Source organism: Nitratidesulfovibrio sp. 1201_IL3209 (assembly GCF_036763125.1).
Lineage (GTDB): Bacteria > Desulfobacterota > Desulfovibrionia > Desulfovibrionales > Desulfovibrionaceae > Cupidesulfovibrio.
Window position 1 is genome coordinate 1 of the sequence record NZ_JBAIYT010000022.1, and the last position, 17814, is coordinate 17814.

General features: G+C 70.2%; 14 protein-coding genes. 11 read left to right on the forward strand and 3 right to left on the reverse strand.

Going from position 1 to position 17814, the window contains the following annotated elements:
- Positions 1–170: 170 nt before the first annotated feature.
- The gene (locus tag V6B97_RS11080) at positions 171–725 is read right to left on the reverse strand and encodes a rhodanese-like domain-containing protein (RefSeq protein WP_333506571.1); all 555 of its coding nucleotides are present in this window, start codon (positions 723–725) and stop codon (positions 171–173) included.
- 219 nt (positions 726–944) lie between these two features.
- On the opposite strand from V6B97_RS11080, the gene ilvN reads away from it, so the two are divergent.
- From ilvN to V6B97_RS11100, 4 genes are all read left to right on the forward strand, one after another.
- Positions 945–1427 (forward strand): acetolactate synthase small subunit, encoded by a 483-nt coding sequence (gene ilvN / locus V6B97_RS11085; protein ID WP_333506572.1) that lies wholly within the window; start codon positions 945–947, stop codon positions 1425–1427.
- Positions 1428–1481: 54 nt separating this feature from the next.
- Positions 1482–2456: a phosphate acyltransferase gene (locus tag V6B97_RS11090; RefSeq protein WP_333506573.1), complete on the forward strand. Its 975-nt coding sequence runs from the start codon at positions 1482–1484 to the stop codon at positions 2454–2456.
- 154 nt (positions 2457–2610) lie between these two features.
- A complete protein-coding gene (buk, locus tag V6B97_RS11095) occupies positions 2611–3792 on the forward strand; it encodes a butyrate kinase (RefSeq protein WP_333506574.1) in 1182 nt (393 codons plus the stop codon).
- Between the two features lie 271 nt (positions 3793–4063).
- On the forward strand, positions 4064–4624 hold the full coding sequence (locus V6B97_RS11100) for a TetR/AcrR family transcriptional regulator (RefSeq protein ID WP_333506575.1): 561 nt from the start codon (positions 4064–4066) through the stop codon (positions 4622–4624).
- A gap of 255 nt (positions 4625–4879) precedes the next feature.
- On the opposite strand, the gene V6B97_RS11105 is transcribed toward V6B97_RS11100, so the two are convergent.
- On the reverse strand, positions 4880–6271 hold the full coding sequence (locus tag V6B97_RS11105; protein WP_333506576.1) for an NAD(P)/FAD-dependent oxidoreductase: 1392 nt from the start codon (positions 6269–6271) through the stop codon (positions 4880–4882).
- A 494-nt stretch (positions 6272–6765) separates the two neighbouring features.
- Between V6B97_RS11105 and V6B97_RS11110 the strand changes: the two genes are divergently transcribed.
- The 7 genes from V6B97_RS11110 (at position 6766) to V6B97_RS11140 (ending at position 16647) form a co-directional block, all read left to right on the forward strand.
- Positions 6766–8277, forward strand: coding sequence for an aldehyde dehydrogenase family protein (locus V6B97_RS11110; protein ID WP_333506577.1), 1512 nt, complete (start codon positions 6766–6768; stop codon positions 8275–8277).
- 250 nt (positions 8278–8527) lie between these two features.
- Positions 8528–10282, forward strand: coding sequence for an ArnT family glycosyltransferase (locus tag V6B97_RS11115; protein ID WP_333506578.1), 1755 nt, complete (start codon positions 8528–8530; stop codon positions 10280–10282).
- A 1-nt stretch (position 10283) separates the two neighbouring features.
- A complete protein-coding gene (locus V6B97_RS11120) occupies positions 10284–11135 on the forward strand; it encodes a YkgJ family cysteine cluster protein (RefSeq protein ID WP_333506579.1) in 852 nt (283 codons plus the stop codon).
- 11 nt (positions 11136–11146) lie between these two features.
- Complete coding sequence (locus V6B97_RS11125) at positions 11147–13570, forward strand: penicillin-binding protein 1A (protein WP_333506580.1); 2424 nt, start codon at positions 11147–11149, stop codon at positions 13568–13570.
- A gap of 149 nt (positions 13571–13719) precedes the next feature.
- Complete coding sequence (locus V6B97_RS11130; protein WP_333506581.1) at positions 13720–14124, forward strand: cupin domain-containing protein; 405 nt, start codon at positions 13720–13722, stop codon at positions 14122–14124.
- 278 nt (positions 14125–14402) lie between these two features.
- Complete coding sequence (locus V6B97_RS11135) at positions 14403–15995, forward strand: DUF4139 domain-containing protein (RefSeq protein ID WP_333506582.1); 1593 nt, start codon at positions 14403–14405, stop codon at positions 15993–15995.
- A 424-nt stretch (positions 15996–16419) separates the two neighbouring features.
- Positions 16420–16647 carry a hypothetical protein gene (locus V6B97_RS11140; RefSeq protein WP_333506583.1) on the forward strand — a complete coding sequence of 76 codons (228 nt, stop codon included), beginning with the start codon at positions 16420–16422 and terminating at the stop codon, positions 16645–16647.
- Positions 16648–16884: 237 nt separating this feature from the next.
- Here the strand turns inward: V6B97_RS11140 and V6B97_RS11145 are convergent, their stop codons facing one another.
- Positions 16885–17754, reverse strand: a complete 870-nt coding sequence (locus tag V6B97_RS11145) for a hypothetical protein (protein ID WP_333506584.1) — start codon at positions 17752–17754, stop codon at positions 16885–16887.
- Positions 17755–17814 lie beyond the last annotated feature (60 nt).

Sequence of the window (17814 nt, forward strand, 5' to 3'; positions counted from 1 at the left end):
AACTTTTTTTAAATTTTTCCACCCCTCCCCCGCACCCCCTCCCCTCCTTCAAAACTTTTTCATCGGGTAGCGCATAGACAGCACGCCAGTATGCACGAGGTGGCGGCCCTCCGTCGGGTGGGCCGCCGTTCGCGTGCGTACCTGAGCGAGGAAAGAAGAGGAGGGGCGGTCTACTTTTCCAGCGGCAGATTGGCCGCGTTCCAGGCCAGCGTGCCGCCGTTCATGTGCAGGACGGAGGTGAAGCCGAGGTCGCGGAACACTTCCAAGGCCTTGCCGCTGCGGTTGCCCGAGCGGCAGTACACCAGGTAGGTGCGGTTGCGGTTCAGCGAGCGCACCCGGTCGCGGAATTCCGGCGAGGTGAAGTCGATGTTCCGCGCGCCCTGCACATGTCCTTCGGCGTATTCCGCCGGGGTGCGCACGTCCAGCACCATGAACGTTTCGTCGTTTTGGCGCTGCCGGATGATGGCGTAGGCTTCCTCGGGCGTCACGTCGCGCCAGCCGGTAGCCTGCCCGGCGATCTGTTGGGCGGCCTGCGCCGCGCCCTGCGCGTCATTGCGGGATGAGAGGCCTTCCGGCAGCATGACGTGCACCGAGTACACCGCCACGCACAGGGCGGCCAGCCCCAGCAGCAGCGTGCGCAGCGAGGTGCGCCTGGAGGCATGGGGGATGCGGGCGTGTTCCGCGCGCGGGCTGAATTCCTCGTCGGGTTCGGGGCGGTAGGTCATGGCGGTTCCTGTTTCGGGCAAGGCGGTGAATGGCGGGCCGGAGCCGTACGGCATCGCCGGGGCAAGCGTCCACGCCGTCCATCCATAGATAGGGCCGGGCCGCAGGGCGCGCAAGCCGGGGGGGGCGCCGGTCACGCATGGCGGATATTCCGTCAAGCCGTTGCGTGAAGCGCCACGGCCGCGTTATGCTCCACCCCATCGACACATGGGAGTGCCGCCATGAAACATACCTTGTCCGTGCTGGTGAAGAACAGGGCCGGGGCCGTGGCCGAGGCCACCGACGTCTTCCGGCGCCGGGGCATCAGCTTTCGTTCCATCTCCTGCGCCGAGACCGAGGACTTCGACGTCTCGCGCCTCGTGCTGACCGTGGAGGACCACGAGGCCGAACTGGAAGCCATCGCCGACGAACTGCGCGCCCAGGACGTGGTGGCCATGGTCGAGGACCTTTCTCGCCGCGACTTCGTGGACCGCGAGCTGGTGCTGGTGAAGGTGGACGTGACCCGCGAGACCACCACCCAGATCATGCAGGTGTGCGAGGTGTTCCGCGCCAGCGTCATCGGCATGGGCCAGGAAACCATGACCGTGGAAATGACCGGCGACACCCAGAAGGTGGACGGCTTCATCCGCATGTTGCGCCCGTTCGGCATCCGCAGTCTGGCGAGGACGGGGGTGGTCGCCATGAAGCGCGGCGACGACGATTAGCAGGGGCGGCGATTTTGCCTGATCGCCGCGTCAAACTCCAGCGGAGCAGCCGGTTTGACCACTGAAGCGAACATCTGTCAGAGCCCGCACACGGGCGTGCAGGGGCCGCGCAGCCTCGACGATCTGGTGGCGCGGGTGGCCGACTGCGGGGCGCGTCCGCGTATCGTGCTGGCCGCCTGTGCCGAGGCGCACGCCTTGGGCGCGTTGTTGGACGCCATGGACCGGGGCATCGCCCAGCCCCTTCTGGTGGGCGACATGGAGCAGGCCGCGCGCATCGCGGCGGACCTGTCGCGCGACATTTCCGGCCTCGCCGCCGTGCACGCCCCCGACCCGCGCGAGGCCGTGCAGCGCGCCGTGGATCTGGTGCGCGGCGGCGAGGCCGAGGTGCTCATGAAGGGTCTGGTAAACACCGATGTGCTGCTGCGCCGGGTGCTCAACCGCGCCACGGGCCTGCCGCCCAAGGGCGTGCTGAGCCACGTGGCCGTGTTCGAACTGCCCGTGCGGGGCGGCGGCACGCGCCTGGCCATGATGACCGACGCCGCCGTGAACATCCGCCCCAATCTGCAACGCAAGCTGGAAATCGTGCACAACGCCGTGGCCGTGGCCCGCGCGCTGGGCATCGCCCGGCCCCGCGTGGCCATGCTGGCGGCCACGGAAAAGGTCATCCTGCCCGCCATGCCCGCCACCCTGGACGCCCAGATCGTGGCCCGCATGGCCGAGCAGGGCGAATTCGGCGCGGCGGACGTGGCCGGTCCCATGGCCCTCGACATCGCCATCTCGCCCGACGCCGCCGCCCGCAAGGGCGTGGACCACCCCGTGGCCGGGTGCGCCGACATCCTCGTCGCGCCGGACATCGAGAGCGGCAACATCCTGTACAAGTCGCTGACCACCCTGGCCCACGCGGACATGGCCAGCACCATGGCGGGCAGTTCCGCGCCGCTGGTGGTCACCTCGCGCGGGGACAGCGAACGGTCCAAGTTCTGCTCCGTCGCGCTGGCGGGGTATCTGGCCCTGGCGGCACGCGGGTAGGCAAACCGTCCCGCCCTGTTCCGGCGGCCCGGCTCCCGGTCTGCCGCCCCTGCACGACACAGCCTTTCGAGAGGATACCCATCTGACGTCCCAGTCTTCCCACATCGCCAATCAGGCCGCCAACTCGGCCCCTGCCGCCAGCACACTCGGTCCCGTGGATTCGCCCGGTCCCGCAGTCGAACGCATTCTGGCCATCAACCCCGGCTCCACCTCCACCAAGGTGGCCCTGTATGAGGGCGAGACCGAGGTGTTTTCCGAAACCGTGGAGCACCCGCGCGACGAACTGGCGGCCTTTCCCACGGTGATGGCCCAGTACCGATACCGCCGTGCCGCCGTGGATGCGCTGCTCGCCAAATACGGTGTGGCCGACCTGCCCCTGGCCGCCGTGGCCGGGCGCGGGGGGCTGCTGCCGCCAATGCCCGGCGGGGCGTGGCGCATCACCCCGGCCATGCTGGAAACGCTGGAGCAGGCCCGCTACGGAGAGCACCCCTGCAACCTGGGCGCGCCGCTGGCCCACGACTACGCCGCCCGCTGGGGTGTGGCGGCCTACATCGTGGACCCCCCGGTCACCGACGAGATGGACGAGGTGGCGCGCATCTCGGGCCTGCCCGCCTTGCCGCGCCGCAGCGTGTTCCACGCCCTCAGCCAGCGCTCCGCCGCGCGGCGCGCCGCCACGCTGCTGGGCGTGGACTACGCGGCCAACCGCTGGCTGGTGGCGCACATGGGGGGCGGCATTTCCGTGGCCGCGCACCGCTGCGGGCGCATCGTGGACGTCATCAACGCTCTGGACGGCGACGGCCCCATCGCCCCGGAGCGCACCGGCCGCCTGCCGTCGCTCGGCGTGCTCTCGCTGGTGCAGGACGGCACCTACACCTTCGAACAACTGCGGCGCATCATCCTGCGCGAGGGCGGCATGTGGGCCCACTGCGGCACCAACGACCTGCGCGTGCTGGAGCGGCGCATGGACGGTGCGGCCGGTGACGGCGAGGACGGTGGCGGCGGCGCCGCGCCCGACGCCCACGCCGCACTGGTGTTCGAGGCCGTGGCCTACACCATCGCCAAGGAGATCGCCTCGCTGGCGCCAGCCCTCATGGACGGCGGCAGCGGCACCGGCTGCGGCGAGCCCGTCAATGTGAATGCCTGCCCGGCCCGCATCGCCGGGGTGGTGCTGACCGGCGGCATGGCCCGCAGCGTCCGGCTGACGGAACGGCTGCGCCGGCGGCTGGAATGGCTGGCCCCGGTGGTGGTGCTGCCCGAGGTGGAAGAGATGCACGCCCTGGCATCGGGGGTGCTGCGGGTGCTGCGTGGGCAGGAGACGCCCGGCGACTACGCCTGATACGACAGGCGCGACGGGGTGCGGCGGGCGTAGTCAGGCCGCGCCCCGCCAGTGCGGGGCAGGCTGGAACGATGGTGTCCGGTGCGATGCTGCCGGGCGCGATGCATTCCGGTCCGGACTCCGGGGGCGGCGTTTCGGCATGCCGTTTCGACCCCGCGCAAATTCCGGTGCTTGACGCCGCGTGCGGGAACGTGTCTATGGTGTGCAGCGCAACGCGCGTTCCGCACCTTTCGCTTCCCTTGCGGCGGACGCATCCAGAAAAGAGGCACGCATGGCATCCTCCAAGGACCTGATACTGGAAAACGCACGCGCCCTGTTCGCCGCCAACGGCTTCAAGGGCACCACCATCGCGCAGATCGCCAAGACGTCCAACGTGACGGACGCGGCCATCTACCGGCACTACCGTTCCAAGCAGGAAGTGTTCGACGTCATCGTCGAAACCTACCTGGAAGAGTACCGGAAGCTGATGGCGGCCATCAAGGAACGGCAGAAGAGCGGCTACTGCCTGCTGGAAACGCTGATCCTCGACCATTGCGGGTTCATCGACATGCGCCTGACCGACACGCGGGTGCTGCTGAACACCTACACCACCATCCCCAGCGCCCGCGCGGTGATGGACGCGCTGTCCACCAGCCTGTTCCAGACCGTGGAGGCCTGCCTGATCCGGGGCATCCGCGACGGCACGGTGCGCGACGACATCGACGTGCCGGAAACGGCGCGCATCATCGGCATCCTGCTGCTGGGCCTGAACCGCCGCCGCATCTTCTGGCCGGAAACGCCGGACCTTGCGCGCGGGGTGGTGGCCTTCTGCCAGCGCAGCATCAAGAGCTGACCGGACAGCTTGCGGCGGGGCGCGGGGCCTGCGGCCTTTGGCGCCGCGCAGGCCCCGCCCGGCATCGGCGATGCGCCGATGGGCGCCGCCCGGCGCGCGGTCGTGCCGCCGGTGAAGGCCCGGCATCCCACGATTCCTCCGATTTTTCCTTTTGCGAAAACGGGACGCCCCGCAAGGCGCCCCGTCCGTTTGTCCGCTTCATTCCCGCGTATCGCCCCCATCCCGCCTGCCCGGAGAATGCGGCGCGCCGCCAGGCTACAACCGTTCGATGATGGCCTTGGCCGGAATCAGCCCGGTGGCCGCGGCGGACACGATGTTGCCCGCCACCCCCGGCCCGTCGCCCGCCACGAACAGCCCCTTCAGCGAGGTTTCCAGGCGGTTGTCCGTCTCCACCTGCGTGGCGAAGAACTTGATCTCCGGCGCGTAGAGCAGCGTTTCCTCGTTGGCGATGCCGGGCATGACGTTGTTCAACTGCTCCAGCCCCTCCACCAGGTTGGTCACGATGCGTTCCGGCAGGGCCATGGCGATGTCGCCGGGCACCACGTTGGTCATGGTGGGCTCTATGTAGCCCTTGTTGACGCGGTTCCATGTGGACCGGCGGCCCCGCCGCAGGTCGCCGAAGCGTTGCAGGATGGGCTTGCCGCCGCCGATGATGGTGGCCAGCCGCCCGATGGCGGTGCCGTAGCCCTGGTTGTCGGACACCGGGTCGGTCAGCACCACCTTGGACAGGAAGGCGAAGTTGGTGTTCTCCGACTTGCGGTGACGGTAGGCGTGGCCGTTCACGCACACGAAGTCCTGGTAGTTCTCCAGCGCGATGAACCCTTCCGGGTTGGTGCAGAAGGTGCGGGTCTGGTCGTCGTACTTGTCGGTCTGCACGAAGAAGGTGGGGTCGTAGATCACGTCGGTGATATCCGACATGATGTCCTTGTGCACTTCCACGCGCACGCCCACCTCTATGCCGCGCTGGCTCACGGCCAGGCCGTGCCCGCGCGCCAGTTCGCCCACCCAGTCCGCGCCCACGCGGCCGGGGGCGATGATCACCGCCTTGCAGGAATATTCGCCCTTGTCGGTGACAACGCCGCGCACCGCGCCGTTTTCCACGGTCAGGGCGCGCACTTCCTCGCCGGTGCGGATATCCACGCCCTTGTCGCGGATGTGCGCGCACATGGAGGCGATGTGGTCGGGCAGGCAGTCGCTGCCGAGGTGCTTTTGTTTGATGAGCAGCAGGTCGATGCCGTGCTTCTTGGCCTGCTTGCGGATGGCCTTGGCCGCCTCCATGTCCGAGGGGTAGACCGGGCCGTCCATGCCGAAACGGTTGAAGATGGTCTCCGTCTCGTTGATCAGGGCTTCCGCCTCGGAACGGGGCATGAACTGGGTAAGGTCGGTCTTGCCCAGCTTGTGGATGAAGTTGAGCTTGCCGTCCGAGAACAGGCCGCCGCCGCCCATGCCGGACAGGATGTGGCACGGCTTGCACTTCAGACACTTCTGCGTCTTGTTGATGGGGCAGCTGCGCTTGCGCACGTCCTGCCCGCGCTCGATGAGGCAGGTGCGCAGGCCGGAATGCTCGGCAAGGTGGTACGCGGCAAACAGCCCGGCCGGGCCGCCGCCCACGACGATAACGTCGAACTGATTGGAACCCTTTGACATCGTGAAAACTCTCCCTGACGGATCATTGCGGCGTCCGCGCGGCATGGGGAAAGGGGCACCTGCGTCGCGCCGTGCCACGGGCACGCCGAAGGGGCGCAAGCGGTGTCGCGTGCGCCCGCAGTGACCGGCCCCGTTGGCGCTGTTTCCAGACGCCGGGCCGCACGAAGGCCAGTCTAGCCTGCACCGCAAGCGGCAAACCTGTCAAGACGCCCGCGCGGCCGTGTTTCCCCGTCGGCCCCACTGGCGCGGCGACACGGGATGGGGTATCACTACACAATGGCGGACCGTACCGGGCGCACACCACGGTCTTCGGCCCGATCCGGTCCGCACTGGCCCGAACTGGCCCGAACCGGCCTGAGCAGGCGGGCAGTTCCGGCGTCCCATGTCCCCGACGGGCGTCCCGTGCCCCGGCCAGCCGCCAGCCTTCCGCCGAACCCTCCGTATCGGGCGGGGCGCATCCGCCCCGCGCCGGAACGTCCGCCAAGGAGCGCGCCATGCCCCAGACCTCCGTCCCCAGTTCCGTCCCCAGTTCCGCCCAGCCCTCCGCATCCCCCTTCGCGTCCGTCCCTGCCGACGCCGCCGCAGGCACTTCCGTCACCGGGCCCTCGGTCACCGGTGAGGACATGGCCGCGCTGGCCGCGCGCCAGAAATCGTTCATCGCCTCGGGCGCGGTGCTGCCCTCCGGGGCGCGGGTGGACGCCCTGCGCCGCCTGCGCGAAGGCGTGCAGGGCTACCGCGACCGCCTGGCCGACGCCATCCGCGCCGACTACGGCCGCCCGGAACACCCCTTTCTGGTGCGCGAGGTGGTGCCCGCGCTGCACGAGATCGACTGGCTGATCAAGGCCGTGCCCGGCTTTTGCGGCGGGCGGCGGGTGCTCTCGTCGCTGGGGCAGTTCAAGGCGCGCAGCTACGTGCGCCGCCAGCCGCTGGGCCGGGTGGTCGTGCATGGACACTGGGCCGACCCGTTCCGCAGCCTGCTGGTGCCCCTGGCCGACGCCGTCGGCGCGGGCAATGCCGTGGTGCTGCGCCCCTCGGCCGAAGCCCCGGCCACGGCCGAGATGGTGGCCCGGCTGGTGCGCCAGTACTTCGAGCCGGAGCACGTGGCCGTGGTCACCGGCGGGGCGGAAACGGACGAGGCCCTTCTGGCCACCGCGCCCGGTTTCGTGTGGTACGACGGCGACACGCGCGGCGCGCGGACCATCGCCGCCTTGGCCGCCCGCACCCTGACCCCGTACGCCGCCATCACCGGCGGGCCGTCCGCCGCGTTGGTGCACGGCGACGCGGACATCGCCATGGCCGCCCGGCGCATCGTGTGGGCCAAGTTCCTGCACGCCGGGCAACTGCGCGCCGCGCCCGACGTGCTGCTGGTGCAGCGCACCGTGCTGGACCGCGTGCTGGATGGGCTGCGCGCCGAACTGGAACGCGCCTTCGGCCCGCAGCCCCGCGCCAGCGCGGACTTCGGCCGCATGGTCTCCGCCGCCGGGTTCGTGCGCCAGGCGGAACGGCTGGCCGCCGGGCGCGCCCTGCCCTTCGGCCCCGGCGACGCCCCCGGCCAATCCGACAGGGCGGCCCTGTACGTGCCGCCCGCCCTGATCACCGACGTGCCCGACGACAGTCCGGTCCTGCGCGAGGAGGGCTTCGGCCCCGTGCTGGTGGTGCGCCCCTATGCCCGGCTGGACGAGGCCACGGCCTTCCTGGCCGGGCTGCCCGCGCTCACCGCGCTGTACGCCTTCACCACCGCCCACGCGCGCGGCGAACGGCTGATGGAAACCACCCGCGCCGGGGCCGTGCTGATCAACGACGCGGCCACCCACCTCGCCAACCCGCGCCTGCCGCAGGGGGGCGTGGGCGAAACCGGGCACGGCGCCGTGGCGGGTCCGGCGGGGCTGGCCACCTTCTCGGCCCCGCGCGCGGCCGCCGTGGGCTCCAACTTCTTCGACATCCCGCTGCGCTTCGCCCCCGGCTCGGACCTGAAGCTGAAGGTGCTCAAGCGGCTGTACAGGTAGCGCCTCCCCCGGCGGCGGCAGGGCGCCCCGCAACAACTGCACACGCCTGAACGGGAAGGGCGGGCAGCGGTCGGCCACGGCCGCATCCCGCCCTTCTGGACACCCCCACTCCGAGAGGCTACATTCCCTGCGGCACCGTTCGGGAGCGGTTCGCACCAGAACGGTTCGCACCGGACACGCTCCCCGGCACGCGGTTCCGCCCGCGCCCGCCGCCCCCATCCCCCTATCCCCACAGGTTGTCTTCGCGCGCATGTCCGCATCCATACACCGGCCCGAATTCCGCCCGACCGCCCCAGCCATTGGCACAGCCACCGGCACCGGCAGCCATGGCGCGCACGCCCCGCGCGCCGGAGCCACGGTCACGGCCTCCATCCTGCCCACCGCCCCCGTCTGGGAACGCAATCCGGCCCTGTGCGCGGGCGTGATCATCGCCGTCACCACCCTGGTCCGGCTGTGGTTCGTGGCGTCCGGCCAACTGGACCTGGTGCAGGACGAATCGCAGTACTGGGACTGGTCGCGCAGGCTGCAACTTTCCTACTACTCCAAGGGGCCGCTCATCGCGTGGCTCATCCACGCCTGGACGGCCCTGCTGGGCGACACGGAAACCGGCGTGCGCATGGGCGCGGTGGTCAATTCGGCCCTGGCCCAGACCCTGCTGTACCTCGGCGTTGCCCGGCTGTTCCGCGCGCCCGCGCTGGGCGTGCTGACCCTGTTCGTGGCCAACGCCACTCCGCTGTTCATGGCCTCGGGCGTGCTGATGACCACCGACAGCCCCCTGCTGCTGTGCTGGGCCGGTGCGCTGTTCTGCCTGCACTGGATATCGCAGGAACCGCGCCGCCGCATGCCTTACGCGCTGCTGTTCGCCTGCATGGCCCTTGGCGTGCTGGCCAAGTACATGATGTTGGCCATGGGCGGCTTGGCCGTGCTGTGGCTGTGGGGCCTCGCGCGCCACGGCCTGCTGGCGCGCGGCGTGGCCTGGCGCGTGCTGGGGGTGATGGCTGCCGGTTCCGCCGTGGGCATGCTGCCCATCCTGGCCTGGAACATCGCCAACGACTGGGTCAGCTTCCGCCACGTGGCCACCCTGGCCGGGGTGGCGGGCAAGGCCGCCAAGACCTTCCTGACCCCGGACCGCCTGCCCGAGCACCTCGGTGCGCAGGCGGGCATCATCACCCCGTGGTGGCTGGGCCTGATGCTGGTGGGCGGCTGGCGCGCCCTGCGCAACGCCTGCACCGGGCAGGCGGCGGGGGGCGCCAACGGCAACAACGCCTCCGCCCCCCCCTCCGACACCGACCGGCTGCGCCGCGACATCCTGCTGGCCGCCGGGTTCTGGCCCCTGTGGGGCGGCATGACCCTGTGGAGCCTGCACACCCGCATCTATCCCAACTGGCCCGCCATGAGCTATGTGGCGGGCATCATGCTGGCCGCGTGCTGCCTGGCCGACCTGCTGGCCGCCCGCCGCCGCGACGCCGCCCTCCGCGCGGAGGGGGCGCGCACCACCGTCTGGCGCAGGCTGGTCCCCGTGTGGGCGGTGCTGGGCGTGCTGACCTTCGGCCTGGTGCACACGCAGGACGTCCTGCCCCTGCCGCCGCAGTACAACCCCGCCACCCGCCTGAAGGGCTGGGCCGACCTTGGCGAACACCTCGACGAGGTGCGCCGCGAACTGCCCGACCCGGACCGGGTGTTCTTCTTTTCCGACGCCTACGACATGACCGCCTCGCTGGCCTTCTACGCCCCCGGCCAGCCGGTGACCTACTGCGCCGACTTCGGCCGCCGCATGAGCCAGTACGACATCTGGCCGTCGCCCGCCGACAAGGTGGGCTGGGACGCGGTGCTGGTGCGCCGCGACGGGCCGGACATGCCCCGCCAGCTTGACGCCATGTTCGATTCCGTGCAGGCCACCCGCTACCAGTCCACCCACCGGGGCAAGCCCGGCCGGGCCTTCTGGGTGGTGGTGCTGCGCGGCTTCAACGGCAACTGGCCCACTTCGGGCTCCGGAGCCTACTGACATGGCGCGCGCACCCCGCACCCCCGGCAAATCCGGCGCGCCCGGCACCCCCGGCGCTTCCGGCAAGCCCTGCGCCCGGCCGCATGCCAGACGGGACGCGCCCCCGTCCGATCCCTCGGCCTGCGCCCGCTGCGCATCCGAAGGCCAGACATGCTGCTCCACCACCCCCGGCGAGGAGGAGTTCTGCTTCCCCCTGTCCCGCTCGGAATGGGAGCGCATCGTGGAATGGTGCGACCACGTGGGCGGATTCGCCACCGAGCGCAACACCCGCCCCTTCGTGGACGGCATGAAGCGCCTGTTCCCCGGCGAGGAGGCGGCCGTGGAAGCCCTGTTCCCCCTGCACGGCGAACACCTGCGCCTGGCCGTGGACCGGCGGGGCGACTGCGCCTTCCTGGGGGCCGAGGGCTGCCGCCTGCCGCGCGAGGTGCGGCCCTGGTACTGTCGCCTGTTTCCCCTGTGGATGCGCGGCGAGCGCATCACCCTGTTCACCCCGGACCACTGCGTGGCCGTGCGCGAGGGGCGCACCCTGGCCAGCGTGCTGGCCGCCGTGCACCTGACGGAAAAGGACGTCCGCCTGCTGTTCGGGCGCATGCGCCTGGCCTGGGGCCTGCCCCCGCTGGATACCTTCGGGACAGGGCTGCCCTTCGCCTCTCCGAACGGCGACCGGGACGCCGCCCCCGCGGCCGATGACGTCGATGCCCCCGCCGCACCGCCTCCCCACGGAGCGCGGGACGCGGCCCTCCTGCCCAAACCCCAGCCCGTTCCCGATCCCCGCACCGCGCCGCGCGGCCGCCGCAGGCCGCCCCGGCCCGGCAAACCGGGCGCTCTGGACGACGGGCCGGAAACGTTGTAACGCGCACCCCCATGAAAAAACTGCTGCTCACCCTCGGCATCGTCGGCGCGCTGGGCATTGCCGCCGCAGCCGGGCTTGCCGCCATGCTGGTGGTCTGGGCCTCGCACGACCTGCCCAGTTTCACCCGCATCGCCGATTACCGCCCCCCCCTCGTCACCACCGTGTACGCCCGCGACGGCAGCGTGATGGGCTACTTCTACCGCGAAAAGCGCTTCCTGGCGCCGCTGGACAAGATGTCGCCCCGCGTGCCGCAGGCATTCCTGGCCGCCGAGGACGACGGCTTCTACCGGCACGAGGGCATCGACCCCATCGCCATCTTCCGCGCGTTCCTCAAGAACATGCAGGCCGGGTCCATCAAGCAGGGCGGCAGCACCATCACCCAGCAGATCGTCAAGCGGCTGCTGCTGACCTCGGAAAAGAGCTACGAGCGCAAGATAAAGGAAGCCATCCTTGCATACAGGCTGGAAAAATACCTGAGCAAGGACGAAATCCTCACCATCTACCTGAACCAGATCTACCTCGGCGGCGGCGCCTACGGGGTGGAGGCGGCGGCGCGCACCTACTTCGGCAAGCACATCAACGAATTGTCGCTGGCCGAGGCGGCGGTGATCGGCGGCCTGCCGCAGGCCCCCTCGAAGTACAACCCCTTCCGCGACCCCGACGCCACCAGACAGCGCCAGATGTACGTGCTGCACCGCATGCTGGAACTGGGGTGGATCAACCGCGCCGAATACGACGAGGCCGTGGCCCAGCCCCTGGTGTACCGGTCCATGGACGACAGCGGCTGGCGCGAGGGCGCGTGGTACCTCGAAGAGGTGCGCCGCCAGCTCATCGACTTCTTCAGCGAGGCCAACGTCAAGCGCCTGGGCCTGAAGGTGGACCGCTACGGCGAGGACGCCATCTACGAACTGGGCCTGCACGTGCGCACCAGCATGGAGCCGGTGCACCAGGCCGCGGCGGAAAAGGCCCTGCGCACCGGGCTGGACGACGCCTCGCACCGCCACGGCTGGCGCGGGCCGCTGCAACGCCTGAAGCCCGCCGAATACGACGCCTTCCTGAAGCACGAGAACTTCACCCCCCCCGCGCTGGCCGACGGCGCATGGGCGCGGGCGCTGGTGACCAAGGTGGTGCCTCAGGGCGCGGAAGTGCGCCTGGGCGCGTACCGGGGCTTCATCGACGTGAAGACCATGGCCTGGTGCCGCACCCCGGACGTCCGCTACGCCCCCGAGCACGTGGCCGCCGTCAAGGACGCCAGGAAGGTGCTGGACGTGGGCGACGTGGTGTGGGTCTCCGCCCTGGGGGCCGACGGCAAGGCCGCCAGCTACAACCCCTCGCTGGTTTCGCAGGCCGGGGTCATCCAGCTTTCGCTGGAACAGTACCCCGACGTGCAGGGCGCGGTGGTGTCCATCGAGCCCGACTCCGGCGACGTGCTGGCCCTGGTGGGAGGCTACAGCTTCAGCGACAGCCAGTTCAACCGGGCCGTCCAGGCCAGGCGGCAGCCCGGTTCGTCGTTCAAGCCCATCGTGTACTCCGCCGCCATGGACCACGGCTTCACCGCCGGGTCGGTGGTGCTGGACGCGCCCTTCGTGTACCTGAACGAGTACACCGACAAGATCTGGCGGCCGGAAAACTTCGAGGGCGTGTTCTACGGCCCCACCCTGCTGCGCACGGCGCTGGCCAAGTCGCGCAACCTGTGCACCATCCGCGTGGCCCAGAAGATCGGCATTCCCGCCGTCATCGAGCGGGCCACGGCGCTGGGGCTGGAAGGGCCGTTCCCCAACGAGCTCTCCGTCAGCCTCGGGGCGGTGGCGGTTTCGCCCATCAACATGGCGGAAGCCTACACCGCCTTCGCCGCCGAGGGGCGCGTGGCCAAGCGCAGGTTCATCCATTCGATACAGGACGCCTGGGGCGAGACGCTGTTCGAGTCGAAACCCGACGTGCGCGAAGTGCTCAGCCCGCAGAACGCCTTCATCATGGCCACCCTGATGAAGGAAGTGGTGCAGGACGGCACGGCCACCCGCGCCAAGGCGCTGGGCAGGCCCTTGGCGGGCAAGACCGGCACCACCAACGACGAGCGCGACGCCTGGTTCATCGGCTACACCCCGCATCTGGTCACCGCCGTGTACGTGGGCTTCGACCAGGTGGCGCCCATGGGCAAGTTCGAGACCGGCGGGCGCGCCGCGCTGCCCATCTTCGTGGACTACCGCAAGGTGGTGGAGCCCTCGTATCCGCCGGACGACTTCCCCATGCCCCCCGGCATCGTCATGGTGCGCGTGGACGGCAAGACCGGCCAGATCGCCGGACCCGGCTCCGAGACCAGCTACCTGCTGCCGTTCCAGTTGGGCACCCAGCCCACCTCCACGGCGGGCGACCCGGTGCACCGCGGCGACGACGACACCAAGAGCGCGGAAGACCTGCTGAAGCAGCTGTACTGAACCGAACGGGCCGAACGGCCGCACGCCCCGTAACGGGACCACGCCGGACGGAACACGACCGGATGCATGCGCCCCGGCTCCATGAGGACTTTCGAGAACCGTGGGGCCGGGGCGCTTCGCTCGGGCGCGACGCACCCAAGGGAGCGACCATGGCCAGACCCGCGACCGATGGCGGCGCCGCCGCCACGCTGACCACCCGCGCCGGGGCCGCGCCCTACGTCACCCGCGACGGGTCCATCATCCGCGAACTGATGCACCCCGCCGTGCACGGCAACCGCAACCAGTCGCTGGCCGAGGCCGAGGTGCCCCCCGGCTGCGTCACCCTGCTGCACCGCCACCCGCGCAGCGAGGAACTGTACCACGTCACCGCCGGACAGGGGCTGATGACCCTGGGCGAGTCCACCTTTGCCGTGGGGCCGGGCGACACCGTGCACATCGCCCCCGGCACGCCGCACCGCATCGCCAACACGGGGGATGCGCCGCTGCTGGTGCTGTGCTGCTGCGCCCCGCCCTACGGCCACGACGACACCGACCTGCTGGACCCCGCCGGGTAGGCGCGCCGCCACCGGCCGCGCGGTCACCGGCAAATCTTCTTTGGGCGGCTCCTTGCCGGGCGTTTCACGCCGGCCATTCCGCCCCCCGGCGCCGCAAGCTGCGCGCGCCCCTCGCCCCGCCGCGCGAAACGTGCTATGGGTTCGGCATGAGCATTTTCTCCACCGGAGGCGCAACGCGCCGACCGACCTTGTCCCGGCTTTCGTTCCGCCCATGCCGCCCATTCCGCCCGACCCGCCTATTTGGGCATACCCTGGCCGGTTTGGCGGCCCTGGCCGCCGTGTTGACCGCCGTGCTCGTGCTGGCCGCGTTTCCCGTGCAGGCCGCCCAGCAGGCCCAGCCGTCGGATTCCTCCGCAGCCCGGCCGGCAGCCGCATCCCCGCCGCCCGCATCCGCCGCACAGGCCGCCGACCCGCTGCCCGCAACGCCCACGTCCGTGGTCCTCTACCCCCGCTCCGCGCGGGTCATGGTTGAGGAACGCGTGACCGTGGAGCCCGCCCCCGGCGGCGGGCAGGCGTTTCGGCTGGCGCTGCCCGCCGGGGCGGACCCGTCCACCCTGTCCGTGACCGTCCCCGGCAACGGGGTGGCGTCGGTAAGCATCCGTGAGATCGATGCCGCAGACGCCCCCCGCGTGGTGCGCCTGCGCGCGGACCTGGCCGGGCTGCGCCGCGAGGCCGCGTCCGTGGCCGGGTCCATCGCCGCCACCGAGGCGCGCATGGCCCTGTGGTCCAAGCCGCCGGTGACCAACGCCCCCACCGCCGACCTGGAACGGCTGGACGCCCAGATGGCCAGGCGGCTGGCGGAGTTGAACGCCACCCTGCCCGACCTGCGCGAGAGGGAAGCCGCGCTGGCGGCGCGCATCGACCGGCTGGAACAGGAACTGAACGACGCGGGCGGCGCATCGCGCACGGCCCCGGTGGCCACGGTGCTGCTGGCCGGACCGGCGCGCGGGGCGCTGGCCGTCACCTATGCCTACACCCTGCGCGACGCGGGCTGGCACCCCGCCTACCGGCTGGAGGCCCACCCCGACAAGGGCACGGTGGGCTTCACCTTCGAGGCGGAAATCCGCCAGGGCGGCTCCGTGGACTGGACCGGCGCGCGCCTGTCCGTGGCCACGGTGGAGCCGGGCGCGGCCCTGCAACCGCCGCCCCTGCGCGACTGGCAGTTGCGGCCCGTCATCGGGGTAACGCCCATGGTCATGAAGGCGGCCCCTGCGCCCATGGCCGCCGAAGCCGTGGCCCTGCGCGCCGACACCGCGCCGCAAATGGACGAGAAGGCCACCTACGAGGTGTGGGACCTTGGCCCGCGCACCCTGCCCGCCGGCGGAACGGCCCGCGTGGCCCTGCGCGGCGAGGAATGGCCCGCCACCTTCCGGCACACCGTGCGCCCGGCGGCGGACCCGCGCGCGTTCCTCACCGCCTCCGTCACCCTGCCCGAACCGCGCCACTACCCCACGGGCGAGGCGCTGTACGTGGCCGACGGGGCCAGCGTGGGCAGCGCGCCCTTCAGCCTGGCCGAGGACAAGGCCGACATCTTCTTCGGCAGCGACCCCATGGTGTCCGCCACCATGCGCCTGGACGAACGCAAGAGCGGCCGCGAAGGGCTGGTGAGCAAGCAGCAGACCCGCGTGTGGGCCTGGACCATCGAGGTGGCCAACCGGCGCGCCACGGCGGTGTCCGTGCGCGTGGAAGACCCGGAACCGCAGCCGCGCGACACGGCCATTTCCCTGACCGTGGAGTCCGACCCCAAGCCCGCCGCCGAAAACCACCGCCTGGTGTGGAACCTGGACGTTGCGCCGCGCGCCACCGCCACCATCCGCCACACGGTGCGGGCCACGGCTCCGGCCGACATGCGGCTGGATGACGGACGATAGCGGCCGGTAACGCCCGGACACCCGACGCACCCCGGAAATGACGACGGCCCGTCCGGATGGACGGGCCGTTTCGTGTATGTAGAAAACCCCGCGCTATGCGTGGGGTTTTCGTCAGCTTACAGCTATGGTGATGTAAGAAAAACTCCTTTTGAGTTTGTTATGGAAGACCTGCGGTCTGGCAACTGCAAGTCAAACGAATCAAAAGGAGGTCACGATGGGTGACGCCAAGAGTGTAGCTCACGCCAAGTGGAACTGTAACTACCACGTCGTTTTCATGCGGGAACGGGGGCCGGGGTAGCGTGGAGGTTCGCCGGGACGGCGGCGTGGCGGGAAATGCCCCTTCGTGTGTCTTGAAAACCGCCGCTCCGGCCTTATGTTTGTGGACGAGACACCAGTCGCGCCCAGCGCGAGGGAGGTGATGCGCATGTTCACCGGTATAGCACGCGTGCCGAAGCACGTATGGGACAGCGATCCCGCCGTCCGGGACGACTTCGAGCGGTTGATCGAACGGCTGGAAGGGCTGGCCCTGGATGTGGGCCTGGACCCCGACCGCAACATCTGCCTTACCGATGGTGAGGCGGACGTGCGGGTGGGGATCAGCGAGGAGATGGACATGTATCTCCGCGAGGAACCAGGCACCTGGCGCATGTAACAGGTACCGCGCGTCGGCCCGGAGGGGATGCATCCCGGCGGGCTTTCGGCCGGAAACCGGCCGGGCATGACGCGTGAACGGCACGATGAAGGGGCGCTCCGCCAGTGGTGGAACGCCCCGTTTTTTGTCTCGTGCGTATGGCGTGGCCGGTGCGCGGCGGCCGCGCGTGGGGGGGCAGCGGGAAGGGTGCAGCCCACCCGTTCCGATGCCGCCTTCCCGCCCGATTCCTTCGCCCGCCTACGAGCAGGACGAGGACACCGAGTTGGGTGGAAACACCCGGATGGCCCAGGTCAGCGCCAGCGCGAACAGTGCCGAGATGATACCCACGCCCGCGTCCCAGAACGGCGGCGCGCCAAGGGCGATGCGCATGAGCAGGGTGGCGATGACGTAGCCCGAGTTGCGGAACACCGCGTGGAACGAGGGCATGAAGGTCTGCGCCACCAGCACCATCAGGATGTCGGCGAAGATGAGCACCGTGTAGATGGTCTCGAAGAAGTCGAACGACTGGCCGGTGGTGGCGAACATCCATCCGTCCCACAGGGCCACGCCGATGAACGTCACGAACAGGCCGAGCGCCAGTATCTTCTTGGCCATGACGTAGTGCATGCGGTCCATGGCCGAGGTGATGTACCCCTGCGGCCGCTGCACCTTGTAGTACAGGCCCAGGCACAGGAATATCACCAGCGCGGCGCTGGCGGACACGATGATGTGCAGCACGGGCATGAGGTCGAGCGAAAGGCTGATGGGCTCGTGCATGTGCGAAAGCTCCTTGAAGGAGTTCCGCAGCAGGATCAGCGCGAGGATCTCGAACTGCTTGCCGACGGAGCGCGACAGGGAGCAGGACAGCACCAGGATCAGGCTCATCACTTCCAGCACCAGCAGCATGGTGAAGGCGAAGTTGACGGCCTGGAAATGGTTGGAGGGAACGAAGCGGGTCAGCTCTTCCGGCAGGCCGGCCAGCAGGCCGCGCCGGTTCAGTTCTATGGCGACGATGCCGCCGATGAACGCGAAGATGAGACCGAGCGCCACCCGGCGCTGGGTGCGCGGGTGTTCCCAGTAATGGTGCAGCAGGTCGAAGAGATGGGTGAGCGGTTCGAGGCGGAACATGGTCGTGCCCGGGCGCCGGGGCCTGATGGATGGTTTCGTGTCTTGCGCGGCCACGCGGAG